Annotated in this window: 20 protein-coding genes; 3 read left to right on the top strand and 17 right to left on the bottom strand. The window is 64.0% G+C overall.

Annotation, left to right across the window (positions count from 1 at the left end; genetic code table 11):
* The 10 genes from Q0O95_RS05730 to rplU all read right to left on the bottom strand — a co-directional run.
* Window positions 1–233: RsfS/YbeB/iojap family protein (locus tag Q0O95_RS05730; protein WP_293696279.1), on the bottom strand; the 233-nt coding region annotated here is incomplete at its 3' end.
* A gap of 2 nt (window positions 234–235) precedes the next feature.
* Window positions 236–1,675, bottom strand: a complete 1,440-nt coding sequence (locus Q0O95_RS05725; RefSeq protein ID WP_293696277.1) for a hypothetical protein — start codon at window positions 1,673–1,675, stop codon at window positions 236–238.
* Complete coding sequence (nadD, locus tag Q0O95_RS05720; RefSeq protein ID WP_293696281.1) at window positions 1,672–2,277, bottom strand: nicotinate-nucleotide adenylyltransferase; 606 nt, start codon at window positions 2,275–2,277, stop codon at window positions 1,672–1,674. The genes Q0O95_RS05725 and nadD overlap by 4 nt, the downstream gene beginning before the upstream one ends.
* Window positions 2,274–2,447 carry a hypothetical protein gene (locus Q0O95_RS05715; RefSeq protein WP_293696275.1) on the bottom strand — a complete coding sequence of 58 codons (174 nt, stop codon included), beginning with the start codon at window positions 2,445–2,447 and terminating at the stop codon, window positions 2,274–2,276. Before Q0O95_RS05715 ends, nadD begins: the two co-directional genes overlap by 4 nt.
* 38 nt (window positions 2,448–2,485) lie before the next feature.
* The gene (locus tag Q0O95_RS05710; RefSeq protein ID WP_293696273.1) at window positions 2,486–3,721 is read right to left on the bottom strand and encodes a glutamate-5-semialdehyde dehydrogenase; all 1,236 of its coding nucleotides are present in this window, start codon (window positions 3,719–3,721) and stop codon (window positions 2,486–2,488) included.
* 10 nt (window positions 3,722–3,731) lie between these two features.
* Window positions 3,732–4,154 (bottom strand): GNAT family acetyltransferase, encoded by a 423-nt coding sequence (locus Q0O95_RS05705; RefSeq protein ID WP_293696272.1) that lies wholly within the window; start codon window positions 4,152–4,154, stop codon window positions 3,732–3,734.
* Window positions 4,151–4,930 carry a glutamate 5-kinase gene (proB, locus tag Q0O95_RS05700; RefSeq protein ID WP_293696270.1) on the bottom strand — a complete coding sequence of 260 codons (780 nt, stop codon included), beginning with the start codon at window positions 4,928–4,930 and terminating at the stop codon, window positions 4,151–4,153. Before proB ends, Q0O95_RS05705 begins: the two co-directional genes overlap by 4 nt.
* Window positions 4,917–6,464: a GTPase ObgE gene (obgE, locus tag Q0O95_RS05695; RefSeq protein ID WP_293696268.1), complete on the bottom strand. Its 1,548-nt coding sequence runs from the start codon at window positions 6,462–6,464 to the stop codon at window positions 4,917–4,919. Before obgE ends, proB begins: the two co-directional genes overlap by 14 nt.
* A gap of 112 nt (window positions 6,465–6,576) precedes the next feature.
* The gene (gene rpmA, locus Q0O95_RS05690; RefSeq protein ID WP_293696266.1) at window positions 6,577–6,840 is read right to left on the bottom strand and encodes a 50S ribosomal protein L27; all 264 of its coding nucleotides are present in this window, start codon (window positions 6,838–6,840) and stop codon (window positions 6,577–6,579) included.
* A gap of 12 nt (window positions 6,841–6,852) precedes the next feature.
* The gene (gene rplU, locus Q0O95_RS05685) at window positions 6,853–7,161 is read right to left on the bottom strand and encodes a 50S ribosomal protein L21 (RefSeq protein WP_293696265.1); all 309 of its coding nucleotides are present in this window, start codon (window positions 7,159–7,161) and stop codon (window positions 6,853–6,855) included.
* A 170-nt stretch (window positions 7,162–7,331) separates the two neighbouring features.
* Between rplU and Q0O95_RS05680 the strand changes: the two genes are divergently transcribed.
* Window positions 7,332–7,595, top strand: a complete 264-nt coding sequence (locus Q0O95_RS05680) for a DUF4031 domain-containing protein (RefSeq protein WP_293696264.1) — start codon at window positions 7,332–7,334, stop codon at window positions 7,593–7,595.
* A 7-nt stretch (window positions 7,596–7,602) separates the two neighbouring features.
* On the opposite strand, the gene Q0O95_RS05675 is transcribed toward Q0O95_RS05680, so the two are convergent.
* Window positions 7,603–8,832, bottom strand: coding sequence for a hypothetical protein (locus Q0O95_RS05675; protein ID WP_293696263.1), 1,230 nt, complete (start codon window positions 8,830–8,832; stop codon window positions 7,603–7,605).
* A gap of 326 nt (window positions 8,833–9,158) precedes the next feature.
* Here Q0O95_RS05675 and Q0O95_RS05670 point away from each other — a divergent pair, with 326 nt between their 5' ends.
* A complete protein-coding gene (locus Q0O95_RS05670; RefSeq protein WP_293696261.1) occupies window positions 9,159–9,440 on the top strand; it encodes a DUF1540 domain-containing protein in 282 nt (93 codons plus the stop codon).
* A gap of 8 nt (window positions 9,441–9,448) precedes the next feature.
* Here the strand turns inward: Q0O95_RS05670 and Q0O95_RS05665 are convergent, their stop codons facing one another.
* Together Q0O95_RS05665 and Q0O95_RS05660 are read right to left on the bottom strand one after the other, a co-directional pair.
* Window positions 9,449–10,285, bottom strand: coding sequence for a hypothetical protein (locus Q0O95_RS05665; RefSeq protein ID WP_293696259.1), 837 nt, complete (start codon window positions 10,283–10,285; stop codon window positions 9,449–9,451).
* Between the two features lie 85 nt (window positions 10,286–10,370).
* Window positions 10,371–12,752: an Rne/Rng family ribonuclease gene (locus Q0O95_RS05660; protein WP_293696257.1), complete on the bottom strand. Its 2,382-nt coding sequence runs from the start codon at window positions 12,750–12,752 to the stop codon at window positions 10,371–10,373.
* A 161-nt stretch (window positions 12,753–12,913) separates the two neighbouring features.
* On the opposite strand from Q0O95_RS05660, the gene Q0O95_RS05655 reads away from it, so the two are divergent.
* Window positions 12,914–13,537, top strand: coding sequence for a vitamin K epoxide reductase family protein (locus tag Q0O95_RS05655; RefSeq protein WP_293696255.1), 624 nt, complete (start codon window positions 12,914–12,916; stop codon window positions 13,535–13,537).
* A gap of 66 nt (window positions 13,538–13,603) precedes the next feature.
* On the opposite strand, the gene ndk is transcribed toward Q0O95_RS05655, so the two are convergent.
* The 4 genes from ndk to ileS are packed head-to-tail and all read right to left on the bottom strand — an operon-like array spanning window position 13,604 to window position 18,969.
* Window positions 13,604–14,038: a nucleoside-diphosphate kinase gene (ndk, locus tag Q0O95_RS05650; protein WP_293696253.1), complete on the bottom strand. Its 435-nt coding sequence runs from the start codon at window positions 14,036–14,038 to the stop codon at window positions 13,604–13,606.
* A gap of 10 nt (window positions 14,039–14,048) precedes the next feature.
* Window positions 14,049–14,399, bottom strand: coding sequence for a DUF4233 domain-containing protein (locus Q0O95_RS05645; protein WP_293696251.1), 351 nt, complete (start codon window positions 14,397–14,399; stop codon window positions 14,049–14,051).
* Window positions 14,396–15,778: a folylpolyglutamate synthase/dihydrofolate synthase family protein gene (locus tag Q0O95_RS05640; RefSeq protein WP_293696249.1), complete on the bottom strand. Its 1,383-nt coding sequence runs from the start codon at window positions 15,776–15,778 to the stop codon at window positions 14,396–14,398. Before Q0O95_RS05640 ends, Q0O95_RS05645 begins: the two co-directional genes overlap by 4 nt.
* Window positions 15,775–18,969, bottom strand: coding sequence for an isoleucine--tRNA ligase (gene ileS, locus Q0O95_RS05635; RefSeq protein ID WP_293696248.1), 3,195 nt, complete (start codon window positions 18,967–18,969; stop codon window positions 15,775–15,777). Before ileS ends, Q0O95_RS05640 begins: the two co-directional genes overlap by 4 nt.
* Window positions 18,970–19,113: the final 144 nt, after the last annotated feature.

The following is a 19,113-nucleotide window of genomic DNA, read 5'->3' as shown; positions in this document are numbered from 1 at the left end:
TCCTCACGTCCCTCGCGATGGATGGCCTTAGCGCCCAGCTGCAGCAGCGCATCCTCGACTTCCCGTGCGATCGCCTGCACCTGACGCTCGCTGCGACCAGTAGCCATGAAGAACACATCCGATATCGGAGTCACTCCTGTGACATCGAGCGCAACGAGGTCGGTTGCGAGCGTGTCTTCGGCCGCTCTCGCTGCCGCTTGTGTCAGCTCGATGGCGCGTTCGCTCGCCCCCACGCTTAGAACCACCCCGCCGTGTAGCCGACGACCACGACGACGATGCCTGCGAAGACGACGCCTCCGCCGATACCGAGAGCCCACGGCAGAGCGCTTCGCGACTGGCGCTTGGGAGCGATGTTCACTCTGGCGCTCGCGTAACTCGAAACCGCACGGCTTGCGCGTACGGGCGCGGTCTCGGGGTTCGACACCTCACTGCTGTCGGAGCTCGAGTCGATATCGGGGCTGTCGAACTTTCCGCGTGCTCGTCCGGAGGCCGCGTAGCCGTCAGGCAGATCGATCGAACCGGTCACGAGAACGCCGTCCTCGGACTCGAACTGAATCTCGTCCTCTTGGCCGGAAGCGGGCAACACGAGAGCATTCGCGGTGATGTTTCCGGAGCTGCCACTGACGTTCTGCCCCTGCAGGCCCTCCGAGCCCCGGCGCAGATCCGAAATGTGGTGCTCCGACGTGTCCTCCACGACGTTCACGACGAAAGGCAGTCGGCTGCCGCGCCCCCTCGTGGGTCCGCTGGGCTGCTCTTCGTCCTGCTCGAAAGACGCACCGCGTGTGTCCTCGAGCTGTGCCGGAGTCTTCTCCGAAACCGACTGTGCCGAAATGCGAGCCTCTGTGACTTCGACCTCGTCGATTTCGATGCTGTCGACATCCTCGTCGCTGACGCTATCGAGGTTCTGACGGCGGCCCTCATCCAAGCGCAGACCGCGGGCACGAGCGGGGGCGTCAACCTCCGGACTGTCGGCTGCAAAGACGCCGGTCGGTTCGTCGGCGACGTGCTCAGCGGCAACGGGAGCGACCTCTTCCGTCGAGTGCTGCTCGTGCTGGGTATCATCCTCGAGCTCGGTGGCAAGATCTTCGATCCCGACAGCTTCGTCCTCTTCGGCGGCTTCTGATGCAGGCTCGACACCGAGCAGCTCGTCGAAGTCCTCTGGTGTTTCCGTTTCCGCGGCATTGTCCAGCTTGCGACGACCAAAGAATCGCCCTACACCCTTCTTGGGCGCCGAATCCTCAACTGCCGGCTCCTGCACGGGCTCGGGTACTTCGGGAGCACTCGTCCGCTCCTGTTCGGGAGTCTCGGATGCCGGAGTCGGGAGATCCTCCGGGGCCAGTGGCTGCGTTTCGCGCTCAGCAGCGAGGTGCTCAATGCTCATCGCCTGGGTCGGCGCAGGATCGTTGAAATCCGGCTCCTCATCAACCGGCTCCTCGGCAACCGGCACCTCAACAACAGGTTCCTCAGCAGCCGGCTCCTCGGGAACAACCTCCTGAGCCACCTCAGCTTCTTGTGCCGCTTCCTCGACGGGCGCCGCGGACTCGGTCCGGGGAGAAGCTTCGGCTTCCTCTGGCTGATCTACGGCCTGTTCTCGAGCCGCCTCGGCCGCCGCGCGCTCACGCGCGCGCAACTCGCGGCGCGTGAGCGGCCGCTCTTCGTTGCCTGTGTCAGTCATGCTCGAATTCTCTCAACGTATAGATGGTGCTTAGAAATGTATTGCACAACACCGTCCGGAACGAGATACCACACCGGGAAACCCGCTTTCACCCTGGCTCGACAGTCGGTCGATGAAATGGCCAGCGCCGGAATCTCAAGCAAGGATACGCGCTCTTCCGGATATCCGCGAACTTCGAGGGGGTGGCCGGGTCGCGTGACGGAGACGAAGTGCGCGAGATCCCAGAGCGCGTCTGCGTCCTTCCATTCCAAGATGTCCGCGAAGGCGTCGGCACCGGTAATGAAGAATAGGTCCGTGTCGGGGCTCAACGCCGCAATATCACGCAGCGTATCGATCGTGTAGGTCGGCCCCGAACGGTCGATGTCCACACGAGAAACCCAGAAGCGGGGGTTGGAGGCGGTCGCGATAACCGCCATCAAATAGCGGTGCTCGGCCGGGGCGACGTCTCGCTTCTGATACGGCTGCCCGGTCGGCACGAATACAACCTCGTCGAGCTGGAGGTGGTTCGCGACTTCACTCGCCGCCACGAGGTGCCCGTGGTGGATCGGATCGAATGTGCCGCCCATGATTCCCAGGCGACGGCGGCGATGCTGCACGCTCAGTGGTTCTCGGCGCCCTCTGGCACTTCAGCGTGGCGGTTCGCTACCTCGCGGAAGCTACGGAATACGACGAATCCGATGAGGAATACGCCGGCCGAGATGCCAGCGGCAACCCAGGCGTACATGGGAATGTGGTGTGCTGCCTCGCCGGCAGTCTCCATCAAGATCTGCATAGTGCTCCTAACATCTCTAGCCTATCGGTACCGAACGCTTATGCCCGCACATGTCCGTCGCCACGCACGATCCATTTGGTGCTCGTAAGCTCCGGAAGGCCCATGGGTCCGCGTGCATGTGACTTCTGTGTCGAGATGCCGACCTCGGCCCCGAACCCGAAAACACCGCCGTCCGTGAAACGCGTCGATGCATTGTGCATGACGACCGCGCTGTCGACGCGCTGCAAGAAACGCGAGACTATGCCGGCATCCTCGGCGACGATGGTGTCGGTGTGGTGCGTGCCGAACGCGTTGATGTGGTCGATCGCCGCATCAACACCGTCAACGACTCGGATGCCCGCCTCCATCGCCAGATACTCTGTCGCCCATCCCGTATCGGGCAGCGATTCGGTGCCTTCCAGGCCATCGGAGCGCACTGTGACACCGGCACCGGCCAGAACCGAAAGTAGCAGCGGCACCGCGGTTTCCGCGATGGCCCTGTCGACCAGCACCGTCTCCATCGCATTGCAGACGCTCGTTCTATGCGTCTTCGCGTTCAGCACCACTTCCCGCGCCATGTCGAGATCCGCACTGCCGTCCACGTAGACGTGCACGATGCCCGAGCCAGTTTCGATGACGGGCACCGTCGACTCCGTCACGACACGTTCGATGAGGGATGCCGAGCCTCTGGGCACCAGGAGGTCGACGTAGCCGCGTGCCGTCATCAAACGTCCTGCTCCTTCGCGGCCGAAGGGATCGATCGTCTGCACCGACTTGGCGGGGAGCCCTACCGATTCGAGCGCGCGCTGCATGAGGTCGATGAGCACACGGTTCGTCGACTCCGCTGCGCTGCCGCCCCTTGTGACGATTGCGTTGCCGGTGCCGATGCAGATGCAGGCGATATCGACGGTTACGTTCGGGCGAGCCTCGTAGATGGCACCGATGACGCCGAACGGCACCCGCACCTGCGCGATATGGAGCCCATCGTCCGTCGTGAATTCCCGCAGGACATCCCCGACCGGGTCTGGCAGTTCCGCGAGATCGCGCGCCGCGTCGGCAAGCCCCTGCACTCTCGCTGCGTCCAGCTGCAGTCGATCCTGCAGATTCTCCGCAAGTCCGGTTGCGCGCCCCCGTTCGATGTCCTCTCCGTTGGCAGCGACGACAGCGTCGCTGTGAGTTTCGATCGCGTCTGCAATCGCGAGGATGCCCCTCTTGCGCAACTCGCTCGGGGCCGTCCCGAGCTCCGTCCCCGCTTCGCGGGACTCGACCAGGAGGGCAAGGAAGTCGTCAGCCATGACATCAATCCTATGCGTCGTCGAGTCGGCGGCCGAGCACCGTGACGTCTTGCGGTTCATAGCCGATCGCGCGGTAGAAGTCGTGCACGACTCTATTCTCGGTTCGCACCATGAGCTGCAACTTGACGCCACCGCGAAGGCGGAGCCATTCCTCGGCGGCTCTCATCAATGCCTTACCCATCCCCGCGCCTCGATGAGAGTCGCGCACCGCGAGGTAGTACACCCAGCCGCGATGACCGTCGTGGCCCACCATCACGGTGCCGACGAGCACACCGCCGTCGTGTACGCCGAGAACGTCGCTGGTCGGCCCCTCGACTGCGCGAGTATAGTCATCCGCGGCAGGATTCCAAGGGCGTGTGAGCCCCGCGGCCTCCCAGAGCTCTATTACTTCGGCAGCGTGTTGGTCGCTGAGGGCGACGATGTCGCCGGTCATGCACACGGATCCGGGTTCGGCGCGAATCGCGTGCCGATCGCGTGCCCGTCGACGAGATCGCCGAAACGCGGTGTCGCGGTCACGTACACCTCGACACCCGCCTCCGCTGCAAGCCGTGCGGCCTCCACTTTCGTGCGCGCTCCCCCGCTGCCGACCTTCGAGGACGATGCGCCGAACTCGACGCCCGCGAGCGATTCGCCGAACTCGACCTCAGCGATCGGTTCGCTCCCCGGCTGATCCGGCGGTGCCGTGCGCAGCGCTTCTATGTCGCTCAGCAGGACAAGCCGCTCGGCATTGATCAAGCGCGCGACGAGAGCGGCGAGCCTGTCGTTGTCGCCGAAGTGGATCTCCTGCGTCGCGACCGTATCGTTCTCGTTCACGATGGGCAGCGTGTCGAGATCCATGAGGGTGTCCAGCGCCCGCTGTGCGTTCTTACGACTGACCGGATCGTCCATGTCGTACGAGGTTAAGAGCACCTGGCCGGCGACGATGCCGTGGCGATCGAGCGCCCGCTGGTATCGAACGATGAGCGCGTGCTGCCCGACAGCGGCGACCGCCTGCTGCAGCGCCAGGTCCGTCGGTCGATGCAGGAGCCCTACGTGAGGCAGCCCCGTTGCAATGGCTCCCGACGTGACCAGAACAACCTGGAAGTCTTTGTGCAGGCGAGCGAGTTGGTCGACCAGCGGGTCGATCTGCCCGTGGTTCGCACCTGAAATCGAGCTGGAACCTACTTTGACGACGATGCGCCGAGCGTGCTCACCCTCACGCTTCACCACGGTCGGCCTCCGATTCGCCGCGTACGACCTCGAATCCCTCGTCGTCGGTCCACTTCCCGGTCTCGCGTTCGCGGAGCAGCTCTTCCCGAGCCTCCGCCTTCGCATCCATGCGATCGTGATAGTGGCGTTTGCGTTCGGCACGCGTCGCACGCGGGTTCTCATCGAACCGCGGATCCGTTCCTCGGTTGCCGACCTGCACCTCCGCGGCGCTGGTCATGGTCGGTTCCCAATCGAAAACACGGCCGCTCTCACCGATTGTGACCGCGGCTCCTGCCTTCGCTCCCTTTGCCAGCAGCGCAGCATCGATACCGAGCTTCTGCAGCCTGTCAGCGAAGTAGCCGACCGCCTCGTCATTCGTGAAGTCGGTCTGCTCGACCCAGCGTTCCGGCTTCTTGCCGACAATGCGGTACGTGTTGCCGTACGTCCCGCCCTCCACGTGGATCTCGAACTCTTTTTTGTCGACGGCACGGGGCCGGATCACGATGCGTTCCGGTTCTTCCACGTTCTCTCTCGCGGCCCTGTCACGCTCCACGAGGTCACCGAGCGCGAACGTGAGCTCGCGTAGGCCCTCGTGCGTCGCCGTCGAAATCAGGAAGACCCGGTACCCCATGGCTTCGAGGTCCGGTCGTACGAACTCGGCGAGCTCACGCGCTTCAGGCACGTCGATCTTGTTCAGGACCAACAGCTGCTGGCGCTCCAGCAGCGGCGTCTGGCCCGCCGGAACGGGATAGGCGGCCAGCTCGGTCCGCAACGTTTCGAGATCGGTGATCGGGTCGCGTCCCGGCTCGAGTGTCGCGCAGTCGATGACGTGCAGCAGTGCACTGCTGCGTTCGATGTGACGGAGAAACTCGAGCCCGAGCCCCCTGCCCTCCGATGCTCCCTCGATGAGCCCGGGAACGTCCGCGACCGTATAGCGCATGGGCCCGGCCTCGACAACGCCGAGGTTCGGATGGAGGGTTGTGAACGGGTAGTCCGCAATTTTCGGTCGCGCGGCGGAGATCGCTGCGATGAGGCTGGATTTCCCGGCGCTGGGAAAACCGACGAGCGCTACATCCGCAACGGTCTTGAGTTCGAGGACGACATCGCCCGTCCAACCCAGGGTTCCCAGGAGTGCGAAGCCGGGCGCCTTACGTTTCGTGCTCGCTAATCGAGCGTTGCCGAAGCCCCCCTGGCCGCCCTCCGCCGCGACGAAGCGCATACCCGCGTGCTCAAGGTCGACGAGCACTTCACCGTTCGCATCGGACACGACGGTGCCGACGGGAACCGGCAACTCAAGGTCTTCTCCCCGAGCCCCATGACGATGGTCGCCCCTGCCCTGCTTTCCCTTCGGCGAGACGCGGTGCGGTGAACGATGATAGTTCAGCAGCGTCGACGCCTGCGAATCCGCGACCAGAACGATATCCCCGCCGTTGCCGCCGTCGCCACCATCGGGGCCGGCGAGCGGCTTGTACTTCTCGCGGCGTACGGAGACACAACCGTCCCCTCCGTCACCTGCGCTCAAATGCAGTGTGACGCGATCAACGAAAGTGGCCATGCGAACTCCAATGGGGCTAGTGCCGCGATAGATAGCGCCTTCTGAAAACAGCGCTGGGGCGAGCCGAAGCCCGCCCCAAAACACTCAAAATTCTAGTCGCTGCCGTAGCGGGTTACTCCACGCCCGCAGCTGCGACGATGTTAACGACCTTGCGCCCGCCCTTGTTGCCGAACTCGACCGAGCCGGGCTCCAGTGCGAACAGCGTGTCGTCGCCACCACGGCCGACGCCTGCGCCAGCGTGGATGCGCGTACCGCGCTGACGAACGAGAATCTCGCCCGCCTTGACAACCTGGCCGCCGAAACGCTTCACGCCGAGGCGCTTGGCGTTCGAGTCACGACCGTTCTTGGTGGATGATGCACCCTTCTTACTTGCCATGTCACGCCCCCTTTACTTAATGCCTGTGACCTTGAGGCGCGTCAGCTCCTGGCGGTGGCCGAGGCGACGCTTGTAACCGGTCTTGTTCTTGAACTTCTGGATGACGATCTTCGGTCCACGGAGGTCTTCGACAACCTCAGCCGTGACCTTGACCTTCGCGAGCTTGCTCGCTTCGGTCGTGATCTTGTCGCCGTCGACGAGCATGACGGGAGCAAGCTCGACCGTACCCTTGTCGCCTGCAGCAACGCGGTCGACGACGAGGACGGTGCCGACCTCGACCTTCTCCTGGCGCCCGCCGGCGCGCACAACTGCGTAAACCACGTGAATCCTCACTAATGAATTGCAATAAAGCTTGACAGCGCACGCCGAAAGCGAAAGTGCGCCAGGGATCAACTTTACAGGCAGTCGCTGCATCCGGTCAAGCCGAGCATTGAGCGTGTCTGCATCACCCGCATCCCAGCATAGCGCCGAATCTCTCGTACGCTGACGACATGGTCGTTCTCGTCGATGATCCGTTGTGGCCGAAGCACGGCACCGTCTGGGCACATCTCGTGAGCGACACGAACCTGGATGAGCTTCACGCCTTCGCGGCGCGGGCCGGCATCCCTCGACGCGCGTTCCAGGGAGATCACTACGACGTCCCCATGGAGCGGATCGCCGAACTGATCTCGCTCGGGGCGGAGCCGGTGCCGTCTCGGGAGCTCGTTCGCAGGCTGCTGGCGAGCGGGCTCCGCATTCGGCCGCGAGACCGATGACGGACATTCACTCGATCATCATCACGGGCGCAATCAGGATGTGCTGATCCGTGACGAGTGCGAAGAGCCTGAAGTGGCCGAGCGTCTCGTCTGCCCCTGTTCGTTCAACCACCCGGCTCGGCACGTCCTCGTCAACCACTGGGGTACCGCTCCCCGAGCATGCGGCGGCGCCCGCAACGTCATCGACGCGCTGGCACGGGACCACGACATCCTCCCCTACTCGCAAGGGGTCATCGACGCTGTGCGTTATGTGCGTCGGCGATGAGTCCTCGAGCCACGTCCAGTTCTCGCCGAGTGCGACGGCTTCGTATTCCCCTCCGGGCAGGGAACCGCTCAGCTGAAAGGGGAACTCCCGAACGTCTGGCAACTCAAGCGTGGCAGCATCGGCATCATCGGGGTACAGGAGGGCGGCCGATGCTCCCGGAGCCACGATGCCGCCTTCGACCTCGAACTCTCCTGAGCAGATACCTGTTCCGCAGATGACCGCCCCGTGATGCACGTCGATGAGTTCGCCGTCGTCGACCTGCGCGACCGCGACGTCCTCACTGGTGTAGTTCCCGCTCTCGAGCTCGGTGCCGGTGCGCGAATACTGCAGGAACACGGAGCTGTATCCCTGAACGCCGAAGCCGAGCACGTAGTCGTCACCAAGGCCGAGCTCGTCAGCGAAGGCTGGGGCGGCGCCGTCGAAGCGCCAGTAGAGCTCATCACCGCGAATATGCAGGGCGCTCTTGCGCTCTTCGCCGATCGGCAGCACCCAGTCGTGCAGTGCGCCGTAGTCGGAGACGTCATCGGGGAAATCGTCCACCCATTCCGCCAGTGAGAGCAGTTCTCCTTCGCTCGTCAGCACCAGCTGCTCGGTCTCACCGTCGGCGAAGTCGATGAAGAAGCTGTCGAACGTCTCCAAAGCGATCCCGGTGGCCTCTCCCGGAAGAGCGAAGCTCGCGATCTGCTCACCCGTCGCCGCGTCGAGCAACAGCGCCTCTTCTGCGCGAATCACGGCGACGACAGGGTCGAAGAACAGGTGATCGGAGACCGAGAACATCGATTCCCCGACTTCCACGCTCCACAACTCCGTGAAATCCAGCGGGTCGAGAGGCTGCTCCGGCACGAGCGATTCATCGATATCCGGATCAAGAGCGACGACTTCTTTTTCGGCACCGCTACCGCGCGACGCATAGACGATGCCCTCGCGCAGGAACACGGAGGGATCCTCTGTTGCCCATTCGATTGCGAACACCGGCCGTCCCCGGTCATCACTGTGCGATGGATCCGTTCCCGTCGGCGCGAGAACGCACCCCGTGAGCAGGCACGCTGCTGCCGCAACGGCAAAAAGTGCTCTGACCGATCGTCTCGTTCTCAACGTCCGCTCCGCCCCCATCGGTTGATCTCGAGCACTACGATAAACGCATGCGCTCTGGCAAAGTTGAGCGATTGGTCCCAGCCACCTGAGTGAAGGCTTACCTTCGTTAGCCGTGCCTTACCTTGCTAGACAGCGGTTTGTCAAGTCCCTATCGTGGAATCAATGCAGCGATTCCGCTGCAACCGGCAGTAAGGATAGGAATCATGGCAACGCTCACGGCAATCACTTCGTGCGCAGCAACGGAGTGCGCTTTCAACAACGACGGCTGCACGGCCGGCGCCATCACCGTCGGTGGCACGGGCTCGGAGGCGAATTGCACAACGATGCTCACGCTGGATGCACGAGGTGGGCTCCCCGTTGCCGACGGTCGCGTGGGTGCGTGCCAGCGCATCGAGTGCGTCTTCAATAAAGACCTCATGTGCACTTCGCCGACGATTGCGCTCGACGGCGATACGGCCAACTGCACCAGCTACCGCGCCGCGTAGACAAGACGTTACGCAGCGAGTAGTCGCCCGAGATTCGCGCGACACCTCTCGACCGTGGTTCCTTGCTCTTGTTCGAGTGCCTCCGCACCGAAAAGGGCGAGCACCACGGTCGTTTGCTGTTCGCCGATGTGCATGAGCGTCAGACCATGAGCATCAACGTCGATCACGAACGTCTTCCCCAGCGCTGCCGTGCACACTCCCGCGGTCGGCTTCTCCGTCAGCACGCGGCCCCGGCGATAGCCGCCGATGACCCCGTCGGCGATCAGCGAGAGTTGATCGCGATCCGTTGCGCGAGCGAGATCCAGCATCGCCTGAGCCTGCTCCAGAGTGCGATCGTGTGAAGCCGCGCGGACGCCCTCGCAGGCGCGCTGGACACTGACTCGCGTGACACCCGCGCTCTCGTGCACAAGGGCGCTGGTCGCGTGCAATACTGCCACCCGACCTCCGGGAGCCATCGCGATCTCCGCGATGTGTTCGGGGAATCGATCGACCGCAGCTGCATCGGACGCATCGAGAGGCGGTAGCCAGCGCAGAGTGCCTAGCAGGTGCGCTGATGCGGCGACGATGCGGACATCCAGTTCCGGCGCTTCCTTCGTGACGTCGAGCCGAACGTCCACGGGTGCCGGCGCGATGACAGGAGTGTCGCGTTCGACGATCGCCGCGATCACGAGGCTGCCATCGGATGCGACGCCGTGGGCGATGGCGTCCAGCGTCGGCTGCCCCTCGAGCCGATATGCGGTGACGGATCCCGCACCGCCTCCGCTCAGCAGCTGCTGGGCGATACGTTCGGCCCTTTCGGTCCGCAGACGATCACGTGACGGCACCGTCACTTCCCCAGCATGCATGCGCACTCCCGAACGACAACTTGAACTTAGGCAAGGCTAAGCTAAGCCGCGCTCCCGGTCAAGACGGGAACACGACGGATGTCCGTTAGACGTCGTCGCCCGCCCGGATGATGCCGCTCGAGGCCCTCCTCGAACGTCTCGCTGCCTTTCCTGTGCCCGGCTCCGGCTGCTGCAACTTATCGAGGGCGCCCCCGAGCAGATCGTCCAAGTCCTCCGCTTTCGGCTTCTGCGCGGCAGCCTGCTCTTCTTGTGCGGCGACCGGGATGTCGAGGATACGCACGTCGGCACCTTCATTCTCGCGGCCCTGCTCACGATCGCGCTTCGCTGCTCGCTCCTTGCGGTCGCGTCCGCCGCCGCGACCACGATCGCGCTGCGGATTGCTCTCGAGCTCGACTTCCTCCGACGCCGCTTCCTCGGCCCCCGGCTCCGCTTTCTTGTGTGCGCTGGCAATCCGCGAGAGCCCCTTGCGGGCATCCTCGGTGATCTCCTGAGCGCCACCGTTGCCGTTGGTCTTCTGCTGGTCGTTCTGCTGCTCGCGACGAGCGCCGCGACCGCGTCGTTTACCCGACTCGCGGCCGCCCTTCGAAATGGGCTCGTGGTGCACGATGATGCCGCGAGCGGCGCACGCTTCGCACGGCTCCGAGTACGACTCGAGCAACCCGAGACCGAGCTTCTTCCTCGTCATCTGGACGAGGCCGAGAGACGTGACCTCCGCCACTTGATGCTTCGTGCGGTCACGGCCCAGGCACTCGATCAACCTGCGCGACACGAGATCGCGGTTGGTCTCGAGCACCATGTCGATGAAGTCGATGACGATGATGCCGCCGATGTCACGCAGCCGAAGCTGACGCACGATCTCTTCGGCCGCCTCGAGATTGTTCTTGGTGACGGTCTCTTCCAGGTTGCCGCCCTGGCCGACGAAGCGACCGGTGTTCACGTCGATGACCGTCATCGCCTCGGTACGATCGATGACGAGCGACCCTCCGCTCGGGAGCCACACCTTCCGGTCGAGAGCCTTCTCGATCTGCTCTTTGATGCGGAAGTGATCGAACGGGTCATCGGTCCCTTCGTACTCCTCGACCCGCTCGAGCAGCTCGGGCGCGATCGCCTCGAGATACTCGGAGATCGTCTTGTGCGACTGCGTACCCTGAATGATGAGTTTCGTGAAATCTTCGTTGAAGACGTCGCGTACGATTTTGACCAGCAGATCGGGCTCGCCGTGCAGCCGGTGCGGGGCGTTGCCCTTCTGCGAAAGCTCTTGGATGCGCTTCCACTGCTTCGTGAGACGGTCGACGTCTCGCTGCAGCTGCTCCTGCGTCGCGCCCTCCGCAGCGGTACGCACGATGACGCCGATGTCCTGCGGCAGGACCTGCTTCAGAATCTTCTTCAGACGCGACCGTTCCGTGTCGGGAAGCTTGCGAGAGATGCCGTTCATAGCGCCGCCGGGGACGGTGACGAGGTAGCGACCCGGTAACGAGATCTGGCTCGTGAGCCTGGCACCCTTGTGGCCGACGGGATCCTTCGTGACCTGCACGAGCACCGTGTCGCCGGGCTTCAGCGCGTTTTCGATCTTGCGCGGCTGACCGTCAAGCTCGGCAGCGTCCCAATCGACTTCACCCGAGTACAGCACGGCATTGCGGCCACGGCCGATGTCGACGAAGGCCGCCTCCATGCTCGGCAGCACGTTCTGCACACGACCGAGGAAGACATCGCCGATCATGCTGGTCTCGGAGGACTTCGCTACATAGTGTTCGACGAGTACGCCGTCCTCGAGCACCGCAATCTGCACGCGGTCGTGCATGCTGCGCACCACCATGTGCCGATCGACCGATTCGCGGCGGGCGAGAAACTCGCTCTCCGTCACGACGTTGCGACGACGACCGGCTTCGCGGCCATCCCTGCGGCGCTGCTTCTTCGCTTCGAGTCTCGTCGAGCCCTTGAGTTTCTGCGGCTCGGTTATGACCTCTTGCTCTTCTGCTGCATCCTGCCGGTTGCTCCGCGAGCGACGCGAACGAGAGCGGCCCCTGCGGGAGCGTCTGTCAGCGCCGCCGGAGTCCTGATCGTCGTCGTCATCCTCTTCTTCGCGGGCGGGCAGGAGCCCGACTGTCGCGAGATCCGGTGCTGCGAAGATCAGATCGAAGGGGCTCGACGGCACCGGAAACTCCGGGCCCTTCGCCTCGTCTTCGGTTGCCGGCGAGGTTTCGCCATCGGATTCCGAACTCTCGGCAGAGGCTTCGTCTGTCGGATGTGCGGCTGCTGCCTCGGCATCCGCCTCGGCGACGGGTGCGTCGGTGGCTTGCTCGGGCTGCTCGGGCGCGTGCGAGGCTTCCGAAAGCTCTTCGGTGGAATCCTGCGGTTCAGCGGTTCCGGCTGCAGACTCTTCCGTTGTCTGCTGCTCCAGTTCCTGCTGCTCGCGCTCCGCCTGCTCGGCTTCCTTTGCCTTCTTTTTTACAATTCTGTTCTTCACCACTGGTGGCGTACTCCTTGGGCTGCCGCTGTGCGGCAACTTCGTTCTGTGACCCGGGCCCTTTGGCCTTCGCAGGTCGTTGCGAAAAATCTTCGGGGACTCATGGGAGTCCGGTAGGAACAGACTACAGCAGGGTGCTTGAATAGTTGACGGAGGTGCCCATGACGCACGAGAAGAATGACGCCGATACCCGAGTCGGCGCGCCGGTCTGGCTGGCGTGGCTGTTGATCGCGAGCGGCGTGCTCGGGCTGTTCGGTGCTTTCGAGCTGTCGGTCGAGCGACTCAACCTGCTGCTCGACCCCGAGGGTGCCCTCGCCTGCGACATCAATCCCTTCATCACCTGCTCCGGCGCCATGGAATCGGCACAGGGGTCAGCCTTCGGGTTCCCGAATCCGTTCATCGGGCTCATGGGATTCGTGGCTCCGATAGCAGTGGGAGTCGCGCTGCTTGCAGGTGCGAAATTCAAACGCTGGTTCTGGGTGGCTTTCACGGTCGGACTGACCGGCGCGCTCGCCTTCGTACTGTGGCTCGCCTGGAACTCGATCTTCCTGCTCGGCATCGTCTGCCCGTGGTGCTTCGGCGTGTGGGTGGCGGTGTACGCCATGTTCTTCCCGACGCTGACCCATTCGATTGCCGACGGCGCCGTCAAGCTCGGGTCAGGAGCTCAGCGCGTGGCACGCAAATTCCTGCCGTACTCCTGGATCGCCTCGTTCCTGATGCTCGTGATCGTGGTTCTCACGATCGCGATTCGTCTGCCGGAACTGGTTCGCTTTCTCTTCATGTAGCGGCGCGTTCGCGAAAGAGAAGGCGCCGTGAACCGACAGGTTCACGGCGCCTTGCTGTGCGTAGCGTTATGCCTCGCGAGGCTCTCCGCTCTCGCCGAACCAGATGTACAGCTCGCGCTCTGCCGAGAGCGACGAGTCGGAGCCGTGCACGAGGTTCTCAACGACAGCGCGCCCCCAGTCACGGCCGAAGTCTCCTCGGATCGTGCCGGGCGCGGCGACCGTCGGGTCCGTCTGCCCCGCGAGTGTCCGGAAGCCCTCGATGACCCTGTCGCCCGACACTTGGAGTGCGACGACGGGCCCCGAGGACATGAATTCGATCAGCGGCTCGTAGAACGGCTTACCGAGGTGTTCTTCGTAGTGAGCCTCAAGCGTCAGCCGCTCTGCGCTGCGCAGCTCGATCGCTTCGATGACGTAGCCCTTGGCTTCGATACGGGCGATGATCTGACCGATGAGGTTGCGTCGGACAGCGTCCGGCTTCAGCAAGACAAGCGTAGTTTCCATACTGAAAATCCTATCCTGCCCGGCCCATCTCGATTTGCCGCGCCTTCACGAAACAGAAGATCCACAGCGCCGCGAACACGACGCCCATGATGATGAGCAGGAAGTCCCAGTAGCCGAGTGCGACAACCGCCGCCTGCAGCGCGAGCGAGACCACCCATCCGCGCGGATACCGCAGAACACGCAGTCCGACAATCAAGAGCGTCATAACGATGACGATCGTGACCGGCGCCGGCCAGTCGCGCGTCAGCCCCCACATCGCTAGCGCAGCGAACCCGAGCGAGAGAATCTCGATCCAGTGAACGATCGTGAGTAGCTGTTCCATGATGCCGCGCGGTCGCCGTACCCGTTTCGTTTCGTTCATGAGCGGATCCACATCTCCTCTCTCGCGAAGCGCATAACGTCGCCCAGCAGCGTAATCGAACCCGTCACGACGACGGGATGTTCGCGGTCGTCAGCGCGTTCGCGCGCGATCTCGACGGCCTCCAGCAGGTGCGGCTCGACGATAACGGCGTCATCGCCGAGCACGTCGCCGGCGATCCTTGCGAGGTCGTCAGCACGCATCGCACGATCGGACTCCGACTCGGTGATGACGATCGTGTCGACAAGCGGGGCGAGCGTCTCGAGCACACCCCTGGCGTCTTTCCCCTGCAACAGCCCGAGCACGAATTGCGCGCGATCGGCCCCGAACCAGCCTTGCACGCCTTCGACGAGAGCGGTGGCCGCATGCGGATTGTGCGCTGCATCGACGATGACAACGGGGTCGTTGCCGATGACCTCAAGCCGACCCGGCGACGATGCGAGAGCGAATCCGTCGGCGAGAACGTCTTCCGCGATGCCCTGCTCACCACCTCCGAGAAATGCTTCGACCGCAGCGACCGCGAGCGCGGCGTTACGTGACTGGTGCAGCCCCATGAGCGGCAGCGCTGTTTCATCGTGGTGCTTCGCCGCTGTCGAAAGCTGGACCATCTGACCACCGACCGCGATCTGCGTGTTGACGATCCGGAAGCTCTCGCCTTCGTACTGCACCGCGATACCCAGTTCGGCTGCCCGCTCATCGAGTGCACCGCGTGCCTGGGGCTCCTGTGCTGCGCTCACGGCGAGCGAACCCGGTTTCAGGATGCCCGCCTTGGTCGTCGTGATCGCACCGATCGTGGCGCCGAGACGGTTCATGTGATCGAGTGCGATCGGCGTGAACACCGCGACGTCCGCGTGAGCGACGTTGGTTGAATCCCATTCGCCTCCCATCCCGACTTCGAGGATCTGCACGTCGACGGGCGCATCGGCGAAAATCGCGAATGCGAGGACGGTGAAGGCTTCGAAGAAGGTGAGTTTCCGCTCCCCTTTGCCTTCGAGTTCGGCATCGACGAGTTCGATGAACGGTTTGACGTCCTCCCAGTTCTTCGCAAAGGCTTCGTCGCTGACTGGCTCACCGTCGACCACGATGCGCTCGTTCACGCGTTCCAGGTGAGGGCTCGTCAGCGTGCCGGTGCGGAGGCCGTGCGCACGGAGCAGCGCCTCGATGATCCGGGCAGTGGAACCCTTCCCGTTCGTGCCGGTGATATGGATAACACGCGCAGAGTTCTGCGGGTCGCCCAGCAGCTCGACGGCTCTGGCCGTCGCGTGCAACCGGGGCTCGATGGCCTGCTCCGCCGCGCGCTCGAGCAGCTCTCGATACGCCTCCTCGGCGGCTTCGCGATCCTCCAGCGAGTCGAGGATCAGGTCGTCGACGTCGTCGCTCATGCCTTGTGCACCTCCACCGAGAATTCTTCGCCCCGCTCCACCGTGATGTCGTTAGCCAGTGTTTCACGCGCGATCAGTTCGCCGTTGGCGTTCAGTGCGTCGGCATCGGGGCTCACGACACTCAGAACGATGCGGTCGGATACATCCAGGCCCGCCTGCTTGCGGGCGTCCTGGATGCTGCGCACGGCATCCCGCGCGAGGCCCTCGGCTTCCAGCTCGGGTGTCGTCGAGGTGTCGAGCACGACGAAGCCGCCGCCCGGGAGGAATTCGACCGCCGCTTGCTCATCCTGCACCTCGAGGCGCAACTCGTACTCGCCGTCGATGAGCTGGATGCCGCCGGACGTCACCGTGTCGCCCTCGATCGACCAGTCGCCCGTTTTCGAGCCCTTGATCGCCTGCTGCACGTCCTTGCCGATGCGGGGCCCCGCGGCTCTCGCATTCACCTGCAGCGTTCGGCCGATGCCGAAGGCTGCGAGCGAGTCCTCGCGCTGCTGCTCGAGCACGACTTCGCGGACGTTGAGTTCGTCGCGGAGCACCGATTCGAACGCCGAGACGTCGACGTCCCCGACAACCGTCAGTTTCGGCAACGGCAGTCGAACACGCTTCTGCCGTGCCTTGCGGAGTGCGTTGCCGGCACTGGCGATCTGGCGAACGCGATCCATGACCTCCGCCAGTTCCGGGTCTGCCGGCAGCGCATCTGCATCCGGGTAGCTCTCGAGGTGCACGCTGCGACCTCCCGTGAGCCCCTTCCAGATCTCCTCGGTGACAAGTGGCGCAAGAGGAGCCGCGGTGCGCGTCAGGGTTTCGAGCACCGTGAACAGGGTCTCGAATGCCTGCGGCGACTCCGGGTCCTCGGTGACGCCCTCCCAGAATCGGTCGCGCGAGCGGCGCACGTACCAGTTGGTGAGCACGTCGACGAAGTCTCTCAGCGCAACCGTTGCTCCGGTCGCGTCGAGCTCGTCGAGGGCGTTCCGAACGTCCACGACCGTTTCGCGCAGTTTCGCGAGGATGTACCGGTCGAGCACGTTCGTCGAGTCCGTGCGCCCCTTCGCGTCGTAATGGCTGCCGTAGATCGCGCGATTCGCGTAGGTCGAGAAGAAGTACCAGGTCGACCACAGCGGCAGGTGGAACTGACGCAGGGCCTCCTTGATGCCGGTTTCCGTCACCGGCAGGTTACCCCCGCGCAGGATGTTGCTCGAGAGCAGCATCCATCGCACCGCGTCGGAACCGTAAGTGTCGAACGACATCGTGACGTCCGGGTAGTTGCCCAGCTTCTTCGACGCCTTCTGGCCGTCGTCGCCGAGCACGATGCCGTGACAGATCACGTTCGTGAACGCGGGCCGGTCGAAGAGCGCGACCGAGAGCACGTGCATGACGTAGAACCAGCCGCGAGTCTGGCCGATGTACTCGACGATGAAGTCGGCAGGGCTGTGGGTATCGAACCAGCCTTCGTTCTCGAACGGGTAGTGCACCTGCGCGAACGGCATGGACCCGGAGTCGAACCAGACGTCGAGCACATCGTCTATGCGTCGCATGGTCGACTGCCCCGTAGGGTCGTCGGGATTCGGGCGCGTCAGCTCGTCGATGAAGGGCCTGTGCAGGTTCGGTTCGCCATTCGCGTCCAGCGGCAACCGGCCGAAGTCGCGCTCGAGCTCCTCGAACGACCCGTATACGTCGACGCGCGGGAAGTCCGGGTTGTCGCTCTTCCACACGGGGATGGGCGTGCCGAAGTACCGGTTGCGGGAGATCGACCAGTCACGGGCGCCCTCGAGCCACTTGCCGAACTGGCCGTGCTTGACGTTGTTCGGCACCCAGTTGATCTGCTCGTTCGCGGCGAGCAGGCGGTCCTTGATCTCCGTGACCCGGACGAACCAGCTCGAGACGGCTCGGTAGATCAGCGGATTGCCGCAGCGCCAGCAGTGCGGGTACGAGTGCACGTAGGTCGACTGCCGCAGCACGCGGCCGCGCTCCTTCAGCAGGCGCGACAGCGGCTTGTTCGCGACATCCCAGCGCTCGCCGGCGACATCGTAGATCTCCGACGTGAAGACGCCGGCCGAGTCGAGCGAGACGAGCGTCGGGATGCCCGCGGCGTTCGACGTCCTCTGGTCGTCTTCACCGAAGGCGGGAGCCTGGTGCACGAGCCCAGTGCCCTCACCCGTTGCGACGTAGTCGTCGGCCAGCACGCGGAACGCCCTCTCCGTTCCCCACTCCTCGACGTCTGCGTAGTAGTCGAACAGCGGCTCGTACAGGACATCGACGAGTTCGCTGCCCTGCAGCGTCTTGGTGACGGCCGCGCGCGCGTCGTCCGCGCTCTCGTATCCGAGATCCTTCGCGTAGGCGTCGATCGTGTCGGTCGCGAGCAGATAGGTGTCCGACTCGCCGTGCGTGCCGTTCGGCCCCTCGGGAACTACCGCGTACTCGATCGATCCCCCGACGGCGAGCGACAGGTTCGTCGGCAGCGTCCAGGGCGTCGTCGTCCAGGCGATCGCGGCGACACCCTCGATGCCGAGTTCGGATGCCCGCTCACCCGTGAACGGGAAGGTCACGGTCAGGGTGGGGTCCTGACGATCCTTGTAGACGTCGTCATCCATCCGGAGCTCGTGGTTCGACAGCGGCGTTTCATCCCGCCAGCAGTAGGGCAGTACCCGGTGCCCTTCGAAGGCGAGCCCCTTGTCGTACAGCGTCTTGAACGCCCAGATCGCCGACTCCATGAACTCGGGATTCAGTGTTTTGTAGTCGTTCTCGAAGTCGACCCAGCGCGCCTGCCGGGTGACGTACTCTTCCCACTCCTGCGTGTACTTGAGCACCGATTCCTTCGCCTTCGCGTTGAAAGCGTCGATGCCCATCTCCTCGATTTCCCGAGTCGTCGTGATGCCGAGCTGCTTCATCGTCTCGAGCTCGGCCGGTAGGCCGTGGGTGTCCCAGCCGAACCGTCGATCGACTTTGAAACCGCGCATGGTCTGGTACCGCGGGAAGACGTCTTTAACGTAACCGGTCAGGAGGTGGCCGTAGTGGGGCAGCCCGTTCGCGAACGGGGGTCCGTCGTAGAAAACCCATTCGTCGCATCCCTCGCGCTGTGCGATGGAGGCTCGGAACGTGTCGTCGCCTTTCCAGAACGCGAGCACACCTTCTTCGATGCGCGGGAACGAAGGTGACGCGCTGGGCTGCTCGTCGCGGTTCCTTGGGTACACGGGCCGGCTCTTTCTCTCGCAGTGTTGGTTGCTTCCGGGGCGCTTTCGCGCGGTACCACCCGGATTACGCACTTCTCGTACGCCACTCTCACTGCGGCTGTTACGGGCCTGCCCCGTTCGGTTCTACTGAGTGCGCGGAACCCG

It is taken from the genome of uncultured Agrococcus sp., from assembly GCF_945915485.1.
Classification (GTDB): Bacteria; Actinomycetota; Actinomycetes; order Actinomycetales; family Microbacteriaceae; genus Agrococcus.
This window is presented reverse-complemented; position numbering and strand designations above follow the sequence as displayed.

Coding starts and splice junctions, on each gene's coding strand:
- Q0O95_RS05725 (WP_293696277.1), bottom strand. CDS start 1,675: ATGACTGACACAGGCAACGAAGAGCGGCCGCTCACGCGCCGCGAGTTG.
- Q0O95_RS05715 (WP_293696275.1), bottom strand. CDS start 2,447: ATGCAGATCTTGATGGAGACTGCCGGCGAGGCAGCACACCACATTCCC.
- Q0O95_RS05710 (WP_293696273.1), bottom strand. CDS start 3,721: ATGGCTGACGACTTCCTTGCCCTCCTGGTCGAGTCCCGCGAAGCGGGG.
- Q0O95_RS05705 (WP_293696272.1), bottom strand. CDS start 4,154: ATGACCGGCGACATCGTCGCCCTCAGCGACCAACACGCTGCCGAAGTA.
- obgE (WP_293696268.1), bottom strand. CDS start 6,464: ATGGCCACTTTCGTTGATCGCGTCACACTGCATTTGAGCGCAGGTGAC.
- rpmA (WP_293696266.1), bottom strand. CDS start 6,840: ATGGCAAGTAAGAAGGGTGCATCATCCACCAAGAACGGTCGTGACTCG.
- Q0O95_RS05680 (WP_293696264.1), top strand. CDS start 7,332: ATGGTCGTTCTCGTCGATGATCCGTTGTGGCCGAAGCACGGCACCGTC.
- Q0O95_RS05670 (WP_293696261.1), top strand. CDS start 9,159: ATGGCAACGCTCACGGCAATCACTTCGTGCGCAGCAACGGAGTGCGCT.
- Q0O95_RS05665 (WP_293696259.1), bottom strand. CDS start 10,285: ATGCATGCTGGGGAAGTGACGGTGCCGTCACGTGATCGTCTGCGGACC.
- Q0O95_RS05655 (WP_293696255.1), top strand. CDS start 12,914: ATGACGCACGAGAAGAATGACGCCGATACCCGAGTCGGCGCGCCGGTC.
- ndk (WP_293696253.1), bottom strand. CDS start 14,038: ATGGAAACTACGCTTGTCTTGCTGAAGCCGGACGCTGTCCGACGCAAC.
- Q0O95_RS05645 (WP_293696251.1), bottom strand. CDS start 14,399: ATGAACGAAACGAAACGGGTACGGCGACCGCGCGGCATCATGGAACAG.
- Q0O95_RS05640 (WP_293696249.1), bottom strand. CDS start 15,778: ATGAGCGACGACGTCGACGACCTGATCCTCGACTCGCTGGAGGATCGC.